Source organism: Actinoplanes sp. NPDC049548 (assembly GCF_040676695.1).
Lineage (GTDB): Bacteria > Actinomycetota > Actinomycetes > Mycobacteriales > Micromonosporaceae > Actinoplanes.
In genome coordinates this window covers 365,950-384,907 of the sequence record NZ_JBFAPM010000006.1, presented here as the reverse complement: position 1 = coordinate 384,907, position 18,958 = coordinate 365,950, and the positions used below count along the sequence as shown (strand labels likewise).

Annotated in this window: 17 protein-coding genes; 16 read left to right on the top strand and 1 reads right to left on the bottom strand. The window is 71.2% G+C overall.

Annotated features, from left to right (window positions below; genetic code table 11):
- The 10 genes from AB0J80_RS15585 to AB0J80_RS15540 all read left to right on the top strand — a co-directional run.
- On the top strand, positions 1-1,231 hold a 1,231-nt coding region (locus tag AB0J80_RS15585), incomplete at its 5' end, for a phosphopantetheine-binding protein (RefSeq protein WP_364705041.1).
- Positions 1,232-1,278: 47 nt separating this feature from the next.
- Complete coding sequence (locus AB0J80_RS15580; protein ID WP_364705039.1) at positions 1,279-1,899, top strand: 2OG-Fe dioxygenase family protein; 621 nt, start codon at positions 1,279-1,281, stop codon at positions 1,897-1,899.
- Complete coding sequence (locus tag AB0J80_RS15575) at positions 1,896-2,690, top strand: alpha/beta fold hydrolase (RefSeq protein ID WP_364705037.1); 795 nt, start codon at positions 1,896-1,898, stop codon at positions 2,688-2,690. The genes AB0J80_RS15580 and AB0J80_RS15575 overlap by 4 nt, the downstream gene beginning before the upstream one ends.
- Complete coding sequence (locus AB0J80_RS15570) at positions 2,687-3,706, top strand: TauD/TfdA family dioxygenase (protein WP_364705035.1); 1,020 nt, start codon at positions 2,687-2,689, stop codon at positions 3,704-3,706. The genes AB0J80_RS15575 and AB0J80_RS15570 overlap by 4 nt, the downstream gene beginning before the upstream one ends.
- The gene (locus tag AB0J80_RS15565; protein WP_364705033.1) at positions 3,703-5,373 is read left to right on the top strand and encodes a non-ribosomal peptide synthetase; all 1,671 of its coding nucleotides are present in this window, start codon (positions 3,703-3,705) and stop codon (positions 5,371-5,373) included. Before AB0J80_RS15570 ends, AB0J80_RS15565 begins: the two co-directional genes overlap by 4 nt.
- 88 nt (positions 5,374-5,461) lie before the next feature.
- Positions 5,462-6,646 (top strand): pyruvate carboxyltransferase, encoded by a 1,185-nt coding sequence (locus AB0J80_RS15560; RefSeq protein ID WP_364705031.1) that lies wholly within the window; start codon positions 5,462-5,464, stop codon positions 6,644-6,646.
- Positions 6,646-8,037: a 3-isopropylmalate dehydratase large subunit gene (gene leuC / locus AB0J80_RS15555; RefSeq protein WP_364705029.1), complete on the top strand. Its 1,392-nt coding sequence runs from the start codon at positions 6,646-6,648 to the stop codon at positions 8,035-8,037. The genes AB0J80_RS15560 and leuC overlap by 1 nt, the downstream gene beginning before the upstream one ends.
- 10 nt (positions 8,038-8,047) lie before the next feature.
- Positions 8,048-8,680: a 3-isopropylmalate dehydratase small subunit gene (gene leuD / locus AB0J80_RS15550; RefSeq protein ID WP_364705027.1), complete on the top strand. Its 633-nt coding sequence runs from the start codon at positions 8,048-8,050 to the stop codon at positions 8,678-8,680.
- Positions 8,677-9,843, top strand: coding sequence for an aminotransferase class I/II-fold pyridoxal phosphate-dependent enzyme (locus AB0J80_RS15545; RefSeq protein ID WP_364705025.1), 1,167 nt, complete (start codon positions 8,677-8,679; stop codon positions 9,841-9,843). The genes leuD and AB0J80_RS15545 overlap by 4 nt, the downstream gene beginning before the upstream one ends.
- Before the next feature lie 22 nt (positions 9,844-9,865).
- Entirely contained in the window at positions 9,866-10,894 is a 1,029-nt protein-coding gene (locus AB0J80_RS15540; RefSeq protein ID WP_364705023.1) for an isocitrate/isopropylmalate family dehydrogenase, read from the top strand.
- 52 nt (positions 10,895-10,946) lie between these two features.
- Here the strand turns inward: AB0J80_RS15540 and AB0J80_RS15535 are convergent, their stop codons facing one another.
- On the bottom strand, positions 10,947-11,858 hold the full coding sequence (locus tag AB0J80_RS15535; RefSeq protein ID WP_364705021.1) for a winged helix-turn-helix domain-containing protein: 912 nt from the start codon (positions 11,856-11,858) through the stop codon (positions 10,947-10,949).
- Positions 11,859-12,062: 204 nt separating this feature from the next.
- Here AB0J80_RS15535 and AB0J80_RS15530 point away from each other — a divergent pair, with 204 nt between their 5' ends.
- The 6 genes from AB0J80_RS15530 to AB0J80_RS15505 are packed head-to-tail and all read left to right on the top strand — an operon-like array spanning position 12,063 to position 18,952.
- Positions 12,063-12,284 carry an MbtH family protein gene (locus AB0J80_RS15530; protein ID WP_364705019.1) on the top strand — a complete coding sequence of 74 codons (222 nt, stop codon included), beginning with the start codon at positions 12,063-12,065 and terminating at the stop codon, positions 12,282-12,284.
- A gap of 4 nt (positions 12,285-12,288) precedes the next feature.
- Entirely contained in the window at positions 12,289-14,622 is a 2,334-nt protein-coding gene (locus AB0J80_RS15525; protein ID WP_364705017.1) for a non-ribosomal peptide synthetase, read from the top strand.
- Entirely contained in the window at positions 14,619-15,629 is a 1,011-nt protein-coding gene (locus tag AB0J80_RS15520) for a TauD/TfdA family dioxygenase (RefSeq protein ID WP_364705015.1), read from the top strand. The genes AB0J80_RS15525 and AB0J80_RS15520 overlap by 4 nt, the downstream gene beginning before the upstream one ends.
- Entirely contained in the window at positions 15,622-16,662 is a 1,041-nt protein-coding gene (gene sbnB / locus AB0J80_RS15515) for a 2,3-diaminopropionate biosynthesis protein SbnB (protein ID WP_364705013.1), read from the top strand. Before AB0J80_RS15520 ends, sbnB begins: the two co-directional genes overlap by 8 nt.
- Positions 16,653-17,657: a 2,3-diaminopropionate biosynthesis protein SbnA gene (sbnA, locus tag AB0J80_RS15510; RefSeq protein WP_364705011.1), complete on the top strand. Its 1,005-nt coding sequence runs from the start codon at positions 16,653-16,655 to the stop codon at positions 17,655-17,657. Before sbnB ends, sbnA begins: the two co-directional genes overlap by 10 nt.
- Positions 17,654-18,952, top strand: a complete 1,299-nt coding sequence (locus tag AB0J80_RS15505) for a hypothetical protein (protein ID WP_364705009.1) — start codon at positions 17,654-17,656, stop codon at positions 18,950-18,952. The genes sbnA and AB0J80_RS15505 overlap by 4 nt, the downstream gene beginning before the upstream one ends.
- Positions 18,953-18,958 lie beyond the last annotated feature (6 nt).

Below are 18,958 nucleotides of genomic sequence, written 5' to 3'. Positions count from 1 at the left end.
GGTGGTGTTGAACTCGGTGGTGCAGTACTTCCCGGATGGTGAGTATCTGGCGTCGGTGATCGATCGGTTGCTGGGTCTGCTCGCCCCCGGCGGTCACATCCTGATCGGCGACGTCCGCAACGCGACCACCCAGCGGGCCTTCCACACCGCGGTGCAGCGGGCCCGCCTCGGATCCGCCGCGCCGTCCCGGCTGCGAGCAGCCGTCGAGCACGCCGTCCTGATGGACAAGGAGCTCGTCATCGCGCCCGAGTTCTTCAGCATGCTGAAGGGCGCGATCGACGGCCTGGCCGGCGTCGACATCCGCCTCAAGCGGGGAGCCGCGCACAACGAGCTGACCCGGCACAGGTACGAGGTGGTCCTGCACAAGAGTGGTGGCGACGCCGTCCGGGAGCTGGCCGGCGTACCGGAGTTGCGCTGGGGTGAGGACGTCACCGGCACGGAGGCTCTGGTCGCGGCGGTGGGTGAGGCCACCGTACCGGTTCGCCTCACCGGCCTGCCGAACGCCCGGGTGACCGGAGAAGTGGCGGTCATGCGGGAGCTGATGGACGGTGGCGCTCCTCCACAGTCCCACGGCGAGCCGGTAGATCCGGAAGTGTTGCTGGGCTGGGTGCAGGACGCCGGTCTGCGCGCGGTGGTGACGTGGTCGGCCGCCGGCCCGGAATACTTCGACGCCGTACTGCTGCCGGCAGGCGCGGACGCCCTGTCGGGGGTGTACCGGCCCGCCGGGACGTCCGGCTCGCCGGGACAGTGGGTGAGCAAGCCCTACGCCACCCCGCAGATCGGCGCGTTGACCGCCGCCGTCCGCCGGCACGCGGCCGGCAAGCTACCGGGTCACATGGTGCCGTCGGCGATCGTCGTGATCGGCGCGGTTCCCCTGACGCCCAACGGCAAGGTGGACGTCCGGGCGCTACCGGCCCCCGACTATGCCGCGGTGAGCACCGGACGAGCCGCGCGGACCCCGCGCGAGGAGCGGCTCTGCGAGATGTTCGCCCAGGTTCTGGCGGCGGACCGGGTCGGGATCGACGACGACTTCTTCGACCTCGGCGGTCACTCTCTGCTCGCGACCCGGCTGGTGACGCGGATGCGTACGGCCTTCGGCGTCGAGGTGCCGATCGCCGCGATCTTCGAGACGCCGACGGTGGCCGGCCTGGCCGAACGGCTCGACAGCCTGCCCCGCTCCAGCCGACCGGCCCTGCGGCGCCGTGAGCGCCCGGCGCGACAGGCGCTCTGACGACGAGGGATAAGGGGAGAGTTGTGTACCTCCGCATGGTGAACAGCGTGGACAAGATCAATACCGACCTTCTGCACAGCTTCGGCGACCTACCCCCGGACGACTACCTCAGAACCGCGGTCCCCTTCCGGTTCCGCGCGTTCGGTCCGGCCACCATGCGGGACCGCAAGCTGGACTGGACGGACGACGCCCAGGACTTCCTCCAGAGCGAGGCGATCAACTCGTACGCCGGCGGCCGGCCGCGCCGGTTCGCGCCCCTGAGCACGGCGGCCCGAGTGTTCGCCGAGCGCCTGGTCGACGACGAGAACCTGCTTCCGGTCCCCCTGGGCGAGACGGTGACGGTGGGGTGTCACCAGATCCGAATCGTGGCCGACGACGACTTCAACGGCTATCCCGCACCCGAGGGATTCCACCGGGACGGCTTCGACTGGGTGGTGATCACCTGCGTCGGGCAGTGCAACGTCAACGGCGGGATCTCCATGGTGTCGCTGCCCGGCGCCGAGCAAGCCGGTGAGCTGCTCGTCGAACGCAGCATGGCGGCGGGCGAGACCATGGTTCTCAACGATCGCGCGGTCCGGCACTACGTCAGCCCCATCACGCCCAAGCTGCCGGGCCGGGCCCATCGGGATGTCATCGTGCTCACCTTCGACGGGGTGCGGGCCGCATGATCCCGGATCGGAACGCGCAAGCCACCCTGGTGCGGCCGCTACCCCGGCCGGACGCCTCGCGCCGGCTGATCTGCCTCAGCTTCTGCGGCGGCGGTGCGGCGGCGTACAAGTCGTGGGCGTCCCGGGTCGACGACGACGTCGAGCTGGTCATCGTGTGCTACCCGGGACGCGAGGGCCGGTTCGCGGAGCGGTTCGCCGTCAGCTGGGACGAGCTCGCCGCCGACGCGTGCCGGTCGGTGGCGCTCGGGGCCGACCGGCCCTACACCCTGTTCGGGCACAGCATGGGTGGCTGGATGGCGTTCGACGTGGTCACCCGGATGGCGCGGCTTCGAGCTCGGCTGCCGGAGCTGCTGGTGGTGTCGTCGTGCAACTCCCCGGACCGCGGACTGACAGCCCGCGACATGTTCCCGCGGCTGGACGACACCGACGAGACGCTGATCGCCTGGATGCGCAAGAGCGGGATGCTGCCCGACCACGTCCTCGGCGATGCCGACCTGACGGAGATGGCGCTCGACCTTCTTCGGGCGGACATCCGGGTCAGGGACACCTTCGCGCTTCCGCACGGGACCGCCACGGACGTCCCGATTCAGGTGCTGCACGGCGCGGCTGACGACGTCATCGAGGCGGACGTCGCCGCGCACTGGCGGCGCGTCGCCCGCGCCGGGTTCCGCAGCGACGAACTGCCCGGCGGCCACTTCTACAACCCCGCGGTCTGGGCGGACCTGCCCGCCTACTTCGCCACCCCGACGACGGTGACCGCAGCGCCGGCACAGGAAGGGCTTCTCGGATGAGCACGAACGTGATGACCGCACAGGACTGCCGTACCGCACCGGGCCGGCCGGCCTCGGTCCGGGCCCCGTCCCAGCTCCCCGCGGACGACGCACTGGCCTGGCTGCGCGAATCGCGCCCGGTCATCATGGCCGCCCTGCAGGAGCACGGCGCGTTGCATCTCGAAGGATTGCCGATCCGCACCGCCGAGGACTTCGCCCGAGCCCGCGACGTCCTGCTCACCGAGCCGGCCTCCTATCAGGAGAAGGCGACACCGCGCAGCGACTTCGGCGGGGGTGTGTTCTCGTCGACGGACCTGCCACCCGCGCAGCCGATCCGGCAGCACAACGAGAACAGCTACACCCTCACCTTTCCCGGTCTGCTGCTGTTCGGCTGCCTCGTGGCCCCGGCCGATGGCGGTGCCACCCCGGTCGCCGACTGCCGCAAGGTGCTCGAGGCCATCCCGGAGGCCCTGCTGCACCGGTTCCGCACCCATGGCTGGGCGCTCACCCGCACCTACTCCGACACCATCTCCCTGGACTGGCGTACCGCCCTGGGCGTCGACACGGACGACGCGGCCCTCCGGTACTGCGAGGAGCACCGCATCGCCCCCGAACGGTTGCCGGACGGGGCCTTTCGCACGACGCAGACCCGCTCGGCCGTGATCCACCACCCCGTCACGGGAGAGGCCGTCTGGTTCAACCACGCCGCCTTCTGGAGCGAATGGTCCCTCGACCCGGCGATCCGGGAGGTCCTCGTCGACGAGCTGGGACCCGAGAGGCTGCCCTTCAACACCTCGTTCGGCGACGGCGAGCCGTTGCGCCGCGCCGACGTGGACGCACTCAACGCGGCGTACGAGCTGGCCACTGTGCGGGCACCCTGGTCCGTCGGCGACCTGCTGCTGGTGGACAACGTGCTTTGTGCGCACGGCCGGGAGGCCTACCGCGGAGACCGGAGGATCGTGGTGGCGATGGGGCAGCCGACGGCAGTGGCGGACTGCGCCCCGACCGTTCCGGCGACCGCGGGGTTGCGCCGATGACCGGGTCCTGGGAGGTTCTCGACAGGTTCGCCGACGTCGTGCGGCGTACCCCGGACCGGATCGCCGTACACACCCCGACGGGCGACACCACCTTCGCCCAGCTCGACGACCTGGTGGGGCGCTTCGCCACGGGCCTGGCCGCGCGCGGGGCGGGACCCGCGACACTGGTGGGTGTCGCCCTGCCACGCGGCGTGGAACTGGTCGCCGTCCTGCTCGCGGTATGGCGCAGCGGGGCAGCCTACCTTCCCCTGGATCCGGCGGAGCCCGTCCGTCGGCGGGACCTCATCATGGGCGACGCCGGTACGGCCTTCGTCGTGACCGACACCGCGGAGCTGGCCGCAGTCGGCGAGCCCCCAGAGTCCCACACCCATCCGGACGACCTGGCGTACGTCATCTACACCTCCGGGTCGACCGGGCGGCCCAAAGGCGTCCAGGTCAGCCGCCGCAACGTTACGCACCTGCTGGGCGCGCTGGAGAAGGGTGGCGTCTACCAGGGGACGCAACGCCGGGTGGCGTGGAACGCCAGCGTCGCCTTCGACGCCTCGGTGCAGCAGTGGATCCGCATCTGCCGCGGTGACACGCTCGTGCTCGTACCCGACGAGTGGCGGGAGGACCCGGAGCGCCTCGCCGAATACTTGCGCAGCAGCGGCGCCACCGATCTGGATGTGACGCCGTCGCACTGGCGGGTGCTGCGCGAGCAGATCGTCGCCGGTCGTACGCTGCGCGAGCGCATGCGGATCCTGATCGGGGGAGAACCCATACCCCCGGACATGTGGGCACAGTTCGTGGCCGATCGCGAGCAGATCGAGGCCGTCAACGTCTACGGGCCCACCGAGTGCACCGTCGACGCCACCGCCGCCCCCATTGAGGAGGGGGGTGTGCACATCGGGCTGCCGCTGCCGGGCGTCCGCGGGTACGTTCTTGACGACGCCCTGCGCGAGACGGCCGACGGCGAGCTGTATCTCGCCGGAGGCGGTGTCTCCCAGGGCTACCGGCGGAATCCCGGCAGGACAGCCCAGACATTCGTCGCCGACCCGGTCGCCGCGGACGGATCGCGCATGTACCGCACCGGCGACCGCGTCCACCGGCGCCCCGACGGCACTCTGGAGTATCGCGGCCGGGTCGACCGGCAGGTGAAATGGCGCGGGCATCGCATCGAGCTCGGCGAGATCGAGCAGGTACTTGCCGGGCACGGTGACGTGGCTCAGGCCTTCGCGGTGCTTCGCGGGCCAGGACTCGTCGGTTACTACGTCCCCGCATCCGGCGCGGACCCGTCCCCGGAGGGGATCGGGGCTCATCTGCGCGAGCGGCTGCCCCGGTACATGCTGCCGAGCGCGCTCGTGGCGTTGCGGGAGGTGCCGCGCACCATCGGCGGCAAGGTCGACTGGTCGGCACTGCCCGACCCGGACCGGCGGCCGGTCGCCGGCGCCGCGGCACCGGCCGGCGAGGTGGAGCAACTCATCGCGCGCACCTGGGCGGACGTCCTGGACAAGGAATCCGTGTCGGCCGACGACGATTTCTTCGCTCTGGGTGGCCATTCCCTCGTGGCCCTGCGGGTCGTCGCGCGGCTGAAAGACGAATACGGCGTCACCATCAAGACGCGGACCGTGTACACACATCCACGGCTGCGCGACCTCGCCGCGTACGTGCAATCCCTGCGGCCTTAAGGGTGGACTTAAAGTCGTTGCCGGTGTGCCGGGAGCCTCGCAGGCTGAAGGGGTAACCGCTGATCCACATTATCGGAAGGCGCGCGAAATGACTGATCAGGTGCGGCGTATCCGGGTATTCGACACGACATTGCGCGACGGGGAACAGGCGCCCGGAAACGCCATGCAGCCGGCTCAGAAACTGCAATTGGCACTCGCCCTGGAAGCGCTCGGCGTGGACACCGTCGAGGCCGGCTTCCCCAGCTCGTCGCCGAGCGACTTCGAGGCGACACAGCTCATCTCGCAGGCGCTCACGACGGCGAAGATGGCCACCCTCAACCGGGCCACCCGCGAGGACATCGAGATCGCCGCCAAGGCCGGTGGGGTGGAGAACCACCAGATCCAGATCATGGCCACCGGCAGTGACGTCCACCTGGAACACAAGCGCGGCATCACCCGGGCCGAGGGCATCCGGGAGATCACCGAAAGCTTCCGGTACGCGCAGTCGCTCGGCTTCACCGACATCACCCTCGGACTCGAGGACGCCAGCCGGGGCAGCGACGACCTGCTGCGCCCGCTGATCGAGGCCGCCGCCGAGAACGGCCTCACCACCATCGGCGTGGCCGACACCACGGGCTGCCTCGTGCCTGCCGAGTACGCCGACCTGATCGCGAGGATCCGTTCCTGGGCGCCCCCGTCGGTGATCGTCTCCACGCACTGCCACCACGACTTCGGCCTGTCGCTGGCCAACGCGCTCGCCGGCGTGGCGGCCGGCGCCGACGAGGTGCAAGCGACCCTCGCCGGCATCGGGGAACGTGCCGGTAACACGCCGCTGGAGGAACTGGTGGCCGTGACGACGTACAAGAGCGAGCAGCTCGGCTTCACCACCGGCGTCCGCCCCGAGGGCATGTATGAGGTCTTCCGCCTGCTGTGCCGCACGATCGGCCTGGTGCCGCCCCGCAACAAGGCCATTTTCGGCGACAACGCGTTCGCCACCCAAGCCGGTATCCATCAGGCCGGCATGCTGCGCAACCCGATCACGTACGAGTACGCGGAACCCGAACGCTTCGGGCGTACCCGTGCCATCCTCGTCGGCCGGCACTCCGGCCGGGCCGTCATCCGCAAGGCCATGGCGGACGCCGGCGCCCGCCCGGACACCACCGTCGTCGACGAGCTGTACGACGAGTACATCGCCGGCCGCACCGACGGAACATGCGTGGAGCTGGACGATCTCCGCCACGTCGTGGAGCAACGCCTGAGCGGCCAGCCCGCCGGCGCCGGAGCCCAGGCCTGATGGGCAGCACTCTGGTCGAGAAGATCTGGGACAGCCATGTGGTGTACCGCTCGGCGGGCGAGCCGGACCTTCTCTACATCGACCTGCACCTGGTGCACGAGGCCAGCTCGCCACAGGCGTTCGACGGTCTGCGGCTCGCCGGCCGCAAGGTCCGTCGGCCCGACCTCACGCTGGCGATGGAAGACCACAACGTCCCGACCGACACGCTGCTCATCCGCGACGCCATGGGCCGGGCGCAGGTCGAGCAGCTCGGCCGCAACTGTGCCGAGCACGGCATCGAGCACCTGCGCCTCGGCGACCGCCGGCAGGGCATCGTGCATGTGGTCGGCCCCGAACTGGGGCTGATCCAGCCCGGCATGACGGTCATCTGCGGGGACAGCCACACGTCGACCCACGGGGCGTTCGGGGCGCTGGCCTTCGGGGTCGGCACCAGCGACGTCGAGCACGTACTGGCCACCCAGACCCTCGCTTTGCCACGGCCGCGGACCATGGCCGTGGACTTCCGGGGTACGCCGTCCCCGGACATCACGCCCAAGGACCTGGCCCTCGCCTTCATCAGCGGGCTCGGTGCCAACGGCGCCAACGGTCACGTCCTGGAGTACCGGGGCCCGGCCGTGCGGGCGCTGTCCATGGAGGGGCGGATGACACTGTGCAACATGAGCATCGAGGCCGGGGCGCGAGCCGGCCTCATCGCCCCGGACGCGACCACGGAGGCGTACCTGGGGGACCGTCCCGCGGCTCCGGCAGGCGAGGCGTTCGACACCGCGCGGCGGTACTGGTCGTCGCTGGGTACTGATCCGGACGCCGTCTTCGACCGCACGGTCGTCGTGGAGGTGGACGGCCTTGTCCCCTTCGTCACCTGGGGCACCAACCCGGGCCAGGCCGTACCTCTGGGACAGGCGGTGCCCGAGCCGGACAGCTTCGCGGACCCGGTCGAGCGGCAGGCCGCGGCGCGGGCACTGGAGTACATGGGTCTGTCGCCCGGTACGCACCTGGGCCGGCTGCCCATCGACATGGTGTTCCTCGGGTCGTGCACCAACGGTCGCATCGAGGATCTGCGGGCCGCGGCCGAGGTGCTGCGCGGCCGGCGGGTCGCCGGTGACGTGCAGATGCTGGTCGTCCCGGGCTCGATGCAGGTGCGTGAGCAGGCGGAGGCGGAGGGGCTGGACGAGGTCTTCCGCGCCGCTGGGGCGCAGTGGCGCACCGCGGGCTGTTCCATGTGCATGGGCATCAACTCCGACCGGGTGCAGGGCAGCAAACGCATCGCCTCGACGTCCAACCGCAACTACGAAGGCCGGCAGGGCACCACGGCGCGGACGCACCTCGTGTCCCCGGTCGTGGCCGCGGCCACTGCTGTCGCCGGGCGCCTCGTCGCGCCGGCGCAGCTCTGAGGAGGACCCTGTGGAACCCCTGACCCGACACCGGGGACGCGCCCTCGCGCTGCGACGCAGCGACGTGGACACCGATCAGATCATCCCGGCGGAATTCTGCAAGCGGCTCACCAAGAGCGGATACGAGGACGCGCTCTTCGCGCACTGGCGCAAGGAACCGGACTTCGTGCTCAACCGGCCGGACGCCGCCGGCGCCTCGGTGCTCGTGGCCGGGCACAACTTCGGCACCGGCAGCTCTCGTGAGCACGCCGTGTGGGCGCTGCGCGACTGGGGCTTCGCGGCCGTCATCGCCACCAGCTTCGGCGACATCTTCCTGCGCAACGCACTGAAGAACGGGTTGCTCGCCGTCCGGTTGGATGCCGAGGCGGTGACCTACCTCGCCGAGCGCGCGGAGCCGGGTGATCTGACGATCGACGTCGATCTGGTCGACTGTGCGGTACGCGCCGATGAGCGATCGTGGCCGTTCGAGGTGGATTCGCGGGCTCGGTGGCTGCTGCTGAACGGGCTCGACGACATCGCCGTGACCATCGACCGGGATGAGCGGATCGCCGCGTACGAGCGGCGCCGGCCGTCCTTTCTGCCGACGATCGAGCGGGGTTCGCTGGCGCTGGGGCCGTACGTGCAACCGGGCGCGACCCGATGACCGGCGCCGTCGCCGGCCGGGCGCTGCGCGACCCGTTCGCCGTCCGGGCGCAGCACCTGAACGGCAGCAGCCTCGCGGAACTGTTCGTTCTCGCGCGCGAGCGCAGCGCCATCGACCTGGCCGTCGGCACGCCGGGATTCCCGGTGACGCCGCCACGGCTGATCGAAGGCGCGGTAGAGGCTCTGCGCAGCGGCCGCAATCAGTACGAGGCCGCACACGGCGAGGCGATGCTGCGCCGCCAGATCGCCGACTCGTTCAGCACACCCGCCGACCCCGATACCGACATAACCGTCACCGTCGGTGGCACGGAGGCACTGTGCGCGGCGGTTCTCGCGAGCGTGGACCCGGGCGACGAGGTAGTCATCCTGGAGCCGTTCTACGAGAACTTCGTCAATGCCATCGCCCTTGCCGGCGGCGTGCCCCGCGTCGTCTCGCTGCGGGCGCCGCACTGGCGGCTGGACGCCGCTGAGCTCGCCGAAGCGTTCGGTCCCCGGACGCGTGCCTTGATCGTGAACTCGCCCAGCAATCCCACGGGACGGATGCTGACCCTGGAGGAGCTGGACGAGATCGCGCGGCTCTGCGAACGCTGGGACGTCACCGTGATCTCCGACGAGGTCTACGCCGGCCTGGTGTTCGACGGCCGCAACCATCTCTCCGTGATGGACGTTCCGGGGCTGCGTGACCGGAGCATCGTCATCGGATCGCTCTCCAAGAGCCTTGCCGTCAGCGGATGGCGGCTGGGATACCTCCGTGCCGAGGCACGGCGCACCGACGTGCTGCGCAGGGTGCACGAGGTGACCAGCAACGGCGCCGCGGCGCCGCTGCAGTTCGCCGCCGGGCACGCCGGTCTGGTGGCCGGGGAACGCTGGCGGCCCGCGATCGACCTCGCCGCTCGTCGCGACGTCGCGCAGCAGATCTTCGGGGATCTCGGCTTCACTTTCCAGCCCGCCGAGGGCGGCTGCTTCCTGCTCGCCGACATCTCCGCGGTCACCGCCGCGGACTGCCGTGATTACGTCCGGCGTCTGCTCGAGGAGTCGGCAGTCCTGGTGGTCCCGGCCACCCCCTTCTTCGCCGATCCGGAGCGCGGGAGCAGATACGTACGGATCGCGTTCAACCGCACCCTCGACACCCTCCGGGCCGCAGAGCGCAACTTGTCGCGCTGACCCGCTCAGGAAGGAGACATTCGTGAGCGTCATCACCGTCATTCCCGGCGACGGCATCGGTCCGGAGGTGGTGCCTGAAGCCCTGGAGACGCTCGCCGTGCTGGGGCTGCCGCTCGCCGTCGACGTACTCGACCACGTCAACGCGGATCGCTTCCTGCGGACGGGCGAAACGCTGACCGACGAGGAGTTCGCCCGGGTCCGCGACAGCAGCGGCGTCCTGTTCGGAGCGGTCGGTGACCCGAGGGTACGCTCCGGTGAGTACGCTCGCGGTGTCCTGCTGCGCCTGCGCCTGGAACTCGACCTCTATGTCAATCACCGGCCGGCCAGACTGCTGCACGAGCGGGTGAGTCCGCTGCGCCGGGCCGGCTCCCGGGAGATCGACTGTGTGATCGTCCGGGAGAACACCGAGGGCCTCTACACCGGCATCGGCGGCCGGTTGCGCGTCGGTACGCCCGACGAGATCGCCATGGACACCGACACGAGCACCTACCTCGGCGTGTCGCGGGTCATCGACTACGCCTTCGGGATCGCCCGGCGGGGCGTGTGCATGGTGGACAAGTCCAACGCCGTACGGTTCGGGGGTGCCCTGTGGCAGCGGTGCTGGACGGAAGCGGTCGCCCAGCACCCGGACGTGCCGGTCTCGCACCTCTACGTCGACGCGGCGGCGATGAAGCTGGTCTCGGACCCCACCCAGTTCGACGTGATCGTCACCAACAACTCCTACGGCGACATCCTCAGCGACATCGCGGCGGAAGTCGCCGGGGGAATCGGCTGCGCCGCCTCGGCCAACCTGAACCTCGCCACGGGCTTCGGACTGTACGAGCCGGTGCACGGCAGCGCGCCCGACATCGTGGGCAGGGGAATCGCCAACCCGTTCGGGGCCATCAGCAGTCTGGCACTGCTGCTGGCGCGGCTCGGCTACCAGGCCGAGGCCGACGCGGTCGACAAGGCGGTCGCGGCCGCGGTCGCGGCGGAGCGGTGCACGGCCGACATGGGTGGCACCCTGACGACGCGGCAAGCCGGGGCGGCGGTGCGGGCCCTGATCGGCTGATCGTCGCAGCACCCGTGGGCAACTGACCGTCTTGGTCAGTTGCCCACCGGTGTCAGGCGCCCAGCTCCGCCGGCGGGCGGAAACCGCTGGTGTTGCCGTCCAGAAGCGCGATGCCCAGCGTCGTGAGGCTGTGCAGCACGGTGTTGCGGCTGCGCCGGGTGGTGATCAGACCGGCCTGGCGGAGCACCGACGTGTGCTGGCTGACGCCGGCCGCCGAGATGCCGATCCGGACGGCCAGCTCGCCGGTGGTCCGGGTCTCGGTCAGGGCCTCCAGCAACGCCGCCCGGGTCCGGCCGATGAGGGCCGGGAGTGCCTGCTGACCCTGGTCGTCCCCGGCCCACAGCAGCCGGGCCGACGCGCGGTTCGGTGGTGCCGGGAACACCAGGATCGGCGTGGCCGCGGGTGTGTGCGCACCGACCACGACGCAGGTACGGCCTGGCAGGAACAGCGACGGCGCCAGCACCAGACCGCGGCCCCCCAGGCGTACCTCCTCGTGGCGCTCCAGCGGAAGCGTCAGCGTCGGCGCTCGCCACTGCGCCTTCGGGTGCACGGTGGCGAGCAGCCGGCCGATGCCACCGGTCGTCAGAATCCGGGCCCGTACGTCCCTCTCCGCCTTGAGGTAGCTGCGTACCCGGCGCCAGGTGGGTGCGACCGCCAACCGGTGGAACTCGTGGACGACCGCCGCGACCTGCTGACGGGTCATGCCCGCGCGGCGCAGCCGGTGCTCCTCCGCCGGTGCCGACCGATCCAGCAACCACAGCAGATCAGGTACGGGACGCAGGTCGGTGAGCGGTGTGGGGCCACCGCCGAGCGCCAGCCGGGCCTGCCGGTGCCACTCGGAGAACACGATGCTGTCTCCGCGGACGAGTGCCTCCATCGCGAACACGGTCTCGGCGATCGGCCCGATCGTGCTCACCAGGCTCACCCGAGCCAGATCCGCGGCGGTGAAATGAATGCTTTGCACTCTGCGAAGATTGCAGCAGGCGGGCGGTGCGGCAAGGTCGCGTTCCACTCGCTTGACGCATTTTGGCTGAACAGGTTGACTCTGGCTCGCGGCGGCAAGTCGACGCCGCCCGACGCATTTCAAGGAATGCGCTTCAGCCCGTCCGCCGATTCACTGTGCTCCGGGCTTTTCTCATTGCCCCTGTTCCGCAAAGGAAGGCGCGCCATGACGAATCCGTTCGAGGATCCCGACGGCACTTATCTGGTGCTGGTCAATGGCGAGGGTCAGTACTCGCTGTGGCCGGAGTTCGCCGATGTGCCGGAGGGCTGGACGGTCGAGAAAACCGCGGACACCCGCGCGGCCTGTCTCGAGCACATTGAAACGCATTGGGTCGACATGCGGCCCCGGAGCCTCGTCGAGGCCATGGACGCCGACCGTTCCGCCTGACCTGATGCTTGGAGAGGAACGAGTCGACGCCGCCACGGTCGCCACGCTCACCGGGATGGCGCAGCGATGGTCCGTGCCGCCGGCCGCATTCATGGTCGCGGCGCATGCGAAGGTGCTCGCCGCGCTGACCGGCTCGAACGGCGTCACCGTCCGCGTCGTCCGGCCCGGTGAGTCCCGGGAACACCGCTGCGACATGGTCGTCGGTGACGTCACGTGGCGAGAACTCGTCCTGCGGGGCGCGGAAGCGCTCATCGGGGACGGCCCGGTCGTGCCCGCCGCCCCGGGGTCGTACCGACTGGATCTGAGCGGTCTCGCCGGCGCATCGGGAGACGTTCCGTTGTCCCCGGGTGCGGTCGCCGTCCGCCGGGCCGGCGACGACCTGCTCCTCCTCGCGCGCGGAACCAGCTCGGACGGGGGAGGGGAGTCACTGCGTCTCGCGGGTTATCACGCGACGGCATTGCGGGCCGCGGCCGCCGAACCGGAGGCACCACATCGTGCGCGTACGCTGCTGTCGGCCGGTGAACGCGCCCTCCAGCTCGACCTCCTCGCCGGTCCGGTGCGCCCGGTGCCCGACCGGCGTGCCCACGAGCTCTTCGAAGAATGCGTGCGCCGGGTGCCGGATGGTGTCGCGGCGGTCCAAGGTGCGACCCGGTGGACGTACGCCCTGCTGAATCGGCGGGCGAACCGGGTGGCGCACACTCTGCTGCGCTCGGGCGTGGGCGCGGAAGACGTGGTCGCGGTCGTCGCCGAGCGGGGACTCGACTGGCTCGCCGCGGTCCTCGGCGTGCTCAAGGCCGGAGCGGCGTACCTGCCGGTGGAGCCGGATTTCCCGGCGGAGCGCATCGCGGCCATGCTGGCCGGCAGCGGTTGCCGCACGGTCGTCGCTCAGCCCGATCGCTGCACCGCGCTGGAGGAGGCGATGCGGGCGGCCGGCACGTCACGCCGCATCGATCTGCGCGGCGTCACGGGAGTCCCCGACAGCGATCCGGGCGTCGAGGTGACCGCAGGGCAACTGGCGTACGTCTTCTTCACCTCCGGCTCGAGCGGCACCCCCAAGGGCGCGATGTGCGAGCATGCCGGCCTCACGAACCACCTGTTTGCCAAGATCGACGATCTGCACATCGGGCCCGGCACCACCGTGGCGCAGACCGCGCCGCAGTGCTTCGACATATCGCTGTGGCAACTGCTCGCCCCGCTGCTGGTCGGCGGACGCACGTACATCGTGGACCAGGCGGACGTCCTCGACATCGAGCGGTACCTGGACGCCGTGACCGCCGGCGAGGTGGAGGTCCTGCAGGCCGTTCCGTCCTACCTCGACGCGATCGTCGCCCACCTCGAACGGCACCCGCGGCGGCTCGACCGGCTGCGCGTCGTCTCGGCGACCGGCGAGGAGCTGAAGAAGCCCCTCGTGGCGCGGTGGTTCCAGGTCCTGCCGGACGTCGCGCTGCTCAATGCGTACGGCCTCACCGAGACCTCGGACGACACCAACCACCACCTCCTGCGGCAGGTCCCGGCGGGCGACCGCGTGCCGGTCGGCCGGGCGGTGAACAACGTCGGCGTATACGTGGTGGACGAACACCTGCAGTTGGTGCCCTACGGGGCGCCCGGTGAGATCGTCTTCTCCGGCATCTGTGTCGGTCGGGGCTACATCAATGACCAGGAGCGCACGGCCCTGGCGTTCACCGAGGACCCGTTCCGGCCCGGACGGCGGCTGTACCGCTCGGGCGATTTCGGGCGTTGGCTGCCCGGCGGTGAGCTCGAGTTCCTGGGACGCCGCGACAGCCAGGTGAAGGTCAACGGCTTCCGGGTCGAACTCGGCGAGATCGAGATGCGGATGTCGCGGCTGCCCGGGGTCCGCGACGCGGCCGTGGCGGCGATTCCGGCCGGTGGATCGGGCATGCGGCTCGCCGGGTTCTACACCGCCGACCGTCCCGTGGCGCCGGAGGAGGTGCGGACGGCTCTCGCCGCCGTTCTCCCCGGATATCTGGTGCCGCGGACGCTCCATCAGCGTCCGGAGCTGCCGCTCAACGGCAACGGCAAGGTTGACCGCGGCGCCCTGTGCCGGCTCGCCGAGCGGTTCGCGGAGACATCCGGTGAGGTGCCGCGTACGCCCACCGAACGGCGTTTGGCACAAGCGTGGGCGGAGGTGCTGGCCCGCGCCACCGAGACCGTGCACCGCGATGACCACTTCTTCGACATCGGCGGCACCTCCCTGGCCGCGGTACGCCTCGGCGCCGCGCTCGGGGGCCGTGTCTCCCTGGAGAACCTGGTCCGGCATCCGGTCCTTGCCGACCTGGCCCGCCTCATCGACGCGCAGCAGGAGGGAGAACGCCCATGACGGAGTGGGAATCGCGGCCGGGCCGCCCGGCGATGGCACATCTGTCCCGCCCCGTCCCGCCGGGTCATCTCGCCGGTTGGGGGGCCGAGCACCGCTCGTGGCTGGCGGACGGCCTGGCCCGGTACGGTGCGGTGCTGGTCCGCGGTCTGGACCTGCCCGATGCCGCGGCGCTGGAGCAGGTGGCGCGCGCCGTGGCCGGCCCGCCGATGGCCGAACGGGAGGGGTTCGCCCGCCGGCATCCGCTCGGCGGGGCCGTGCTGTCGTCGCTGGACTGGCCGCCGGACCAGCCGATGTGCATGCACCACGAGATGTCGGCCACCCGCTGCTACCCCCGCCTGCTGGCCGTCGCGTGCTTCGCCGCGCCCGAGGAGGGCGGCGTCACCGGAGTGGCCGACGGGCAGGCCGTGCTCGCCGCGCTGCCGCAGGACCTCAGGCAGCGCTTCGCCGGGTCCGGATGGATCCTCGACCGCTGCTTCCACCGGCTCGTCGGCCTGCCGTGGGAGCAGGCGTTCGGCACCGCCGACCGGGCCGAGACCGAGCGGTACGCCGAGGCGAACGACATCGAGCTGACCTGGGACGGCGACCTTCTGCGCACCCGCCAGCGACGCGCGGCCGTCGTCCGGCATCCCGCCACCGGCGCGGAGGTGTGGTTCAACCAGGTCGCCTTCCTGAACGAGTGGTCCATGGACCGCAACGTCCGCGAGTACCTCGTCATGCAGTTCGGCCCGGCGGGACTGCCCTTCAACACCCGGTACGGCGACGGCGGCGCGATCGGGGCGGACGAGATCGACGCGATCAACGACACGTACGAACGGCACACCCTGCGGGAGCCGTGGCGGAAGGGCGACCTGATGCTGATCGACAACATCCGGATGGCGCACAGCCGGGAACCGTACCGGGGACGGCGGGAGATCGGCCTGGTCTTCGGGGACCCGGTGCCGTCCCCCGACTGCCCGCCCGCCGCCGGGGCGGACCTGGCCGCGGGCAGCGGAGCGGGCCGTGACTGAGCCGGTTCCCGCGGCACCGTTCGCGGTCGTTCCGGGCAGCCGGATCCGCGAGCTGCTGGCCGGCCGGGAGAAGCAGGTCATCTCGATCGTCTCGGACGCCTACCGGACGCACGGTGCCGGCCGGACCGTGAACCCGCCCTCGTACTTCCTGCGCTTCCCGGACCGGCCGAACGCCCGGATCATCGCGCTCCCCGCCGCGCTCGGCGGACCCGCGCCCAGGGACGGCATCAAGTGGATCTCCAGCTTCCCGGACAACGTCGCGGCCGGGCTGCCCCGGGCGTCCGCGGTGCTCGTCCTCAACGACCACGCCACGGGCCGCCCGCTGGCGTGCCTGGAGGGGTCGGTGATCAGCGCTGCCCGGACGGCGGCGTCCGCGGCCCTGGCCGCAGCGGTGCTCACCCGGGACCGGCCCCGGCCTCGCCGGCTCGGCATCGTCGGCGCCGGCCTCATCGCCCGTTACGTGGCGGCGTTCCTCGGCGCGGACGGGTGGTCGTTCGACGAGGTGCGCGTCAACGACCTCTCCGCCGACCACGCCGACGGGCTGCTCGCATACCTGCGACGCGCCGGCCGGCCGGCGTCGCCGCTGCTGCGGACCTCCTCGATCGAGGACACCATCCGCAGCTCGGACCTCGTGGTCTTCGCGACGGTGACGGCCGAGCCCCACGTCACCGAGACGGAGTGGTTCGCTCACCGGCCGGTGGTGCTGCACGTGTCCCTGCGGGACCTGGCGCCCGAGATCGTGCTCGGGGCCGCCAACGTGGTGGACGACGTCGACCACTGCCTGCGGGCCGGCACCTCGCCGCATCTGGCCGAGCAGGTGGCGGGCGACCGCTCCTTCGTGACCGGCACCCTGCACGACGTCATGACCGGCAGGGTGCGGGTGCCGCCCGACCTCCCGGTGATCTTCTCCCCGTTCGGTCTCGGCGTGCTCGACCTGGCTCTCGGCGGCTGGGTCTACGACGAGCTGGCCGCACACGGCGAGCTCACCGAGGTGGCGGACTTCTTCGTGGAGGAACCGGGCTCATGGCCGTGATCCTCCGCCCCGACATGTTCAACGCCGAGGATCTGTACGTCGACCTCACGGGCGTCGTCGGCCGCGCCCTCTACGTCAAGTGCGAGGGCTTCAACTTCGCCGGCTCGGTCAAGCTCAAGGCCGCCGCCGCCATGCTGGCCGCGGCGGAGGAGGCGGGCACCCTGGGTCCCGATTCCGTCATCGTCGAGTCGTCCTCGGGGAACCTCGGCGTGGCACTCAGCATGATCGCCGCCAGCCGGGGTCACCGGTTCCTGTGCGTCACCGACGCCCGGTGCAGCACCGACAGGCGCCGCGCGATGGAGGCTTACGGCGCCACCGTGCACGTGATCGAGGAACCGGACCCGGAAGGAGGCTTCCTCGGCGCCCGGCTGCGGTACGTGCGCCGGCTCTGCGCCGTGGATCGTCGCTTCGTCTGGCTGAACCAGTACGAGAACGCGTGCAACTGGCAGGTGCACGAGCAGGTCACGGCGCCCGCGATCGCCCGGGTGTTCCCCGAGCTGGACGTGCTGTTCGTGGGCACGGGCACCGCCGGCACGCTGATGGGCTGCGCCCGGTACTTCCGGGCCTCCGGACGGCGGGTGGCCGTGGTAGCGGTCGACGCGGTCGGCTCGGTCACCTTCGGCGCACCGCCCGGACCGCGGATGATCCCCGGCCTCGGCGCCGGCGTACGCCCACCGCTGCTCGACCTGGCGTACGTCGACGACGTCGTGCATGTGGCCGAGATGGAGTCGATCCGCACCTGCCGGCGGATGGCCCGCGCCGGTTTCCTCTTCGGCGGGTCCACGGGCACCGTCACCGCCGGGGCGCTGCGCTGGCTGGCGGAGTACCGCCCGGACGGCGACGCCGTGGCGGTCGCGATCGCACCCGATCTCGGTGGCCACTACCTGGAGACCGTCTACAACGACGACTGGGTCACCACCACCTACGGCGAGGAGGGCACCGACATGCCAGTTGCGGCCGGCCGGTCATCGGCTCCGACGGGGTGGCCGGCATGACCGCGCTTCCCCGGGTGGGCGTTCTGCACGCTCCCTTCGGCGCCGGCAACCTCCGCGACATCTGGGTGCAGGCCAGAGGGGTCTGCCAGGCCGTCATGCTGTTCCGTGAGGACATCGCCGGCGCTCATCCGGACATCGTCGACATGGCGCGGGCCCTGTTCGAGACCGAGGTGGTCGGCGATGACCTCACTCGGACGGTGGCGGACCGCGGCCTGGCCGGGCTGACCACGTTCCACGACTCGCAGCTGGACTTCGTCGACGAGGCGCTCTGCGACCTGGCGCTGCCCGGGGCTCCGGGGACCGTCGCGCCGTGGGACAAGCTGGTGCAGCGCCGACAGTTCGCCGAACGGGGCCTGTCCGCGATCCGGGCGGCCGCGGTCGACTCGCCGCGGGACCTGGCGGCGGCGGTCGAGGTGGTGGGCTTCCCGGGTGTGCTCAAGCCCCGGCGGGCGGCCCGCGGCACCGGTATCGCATTTCTGGCCGGCCCCGACGACGTCGCCTACCAAACCGAGCATCGGGACGGCTGGGAAGGCCTGGTGTACGAGGGGGAGATCCCGTCCGGCGAGCATCCCTCCGGCGTGTCGTGGCTCGCCGACTTCGTCTCCGTGGAGACCGTCAGCGTCGGCCGCGAGCATCGGCACGTCGCTCTGTTCGACAAGGCGCCGATGTCGATCGTCCCGCGTACCGGCCCGGACGGCGCCGACTCGGTCAACACCACGGGCGACATCACTCCGTCCCGCCTGCCCGCCGCCGACCTCGACGCCGTCCTGCGGCTGGTGTCCGACGCGCTCGACGCGCTCGGGGTGAACTCCCGCGTGACGCACACGGAGCTGCGGGTCACCGGCGCGGGTGCCGACATCATCGAGATCAACGGCCGGGCCGGTGGCCACATGACTCAGGTGCTGCGCCTGCTCGACGGGCCCAACCTGATCCGGCCGGCGTTGCACGTGGCCCTCGGGCTGGACCCGGGTGTCCCGCCCCCGATGCGTCCCGGGTACGCGGCCGGGCTGTTCGTGCCGTTTCCCGAGCGGCACGGCGTGGTGCGCAGCGACGTGCGCCCTGCCGAGCTGCGTGCCCTGCCAGGCGTCGTCGGTGTGGACGAAGTCGCCGAGGTGGGCGACGAGCGGTCGGAGACCGGATTCCGGGTCGCCACGGTGACGCTGCGTGCCCAGGATGCCGACGTCTTCGACCGGCAGGTGCTGGCCACCGTCGAGGGCATCGCCCGCCTGTTCGAGGCCGACGGCTTGCTCGACGACCCTTGGCTGCGACGAGTCCTCTCCTCCTCCCCGGTGTAGTGAACG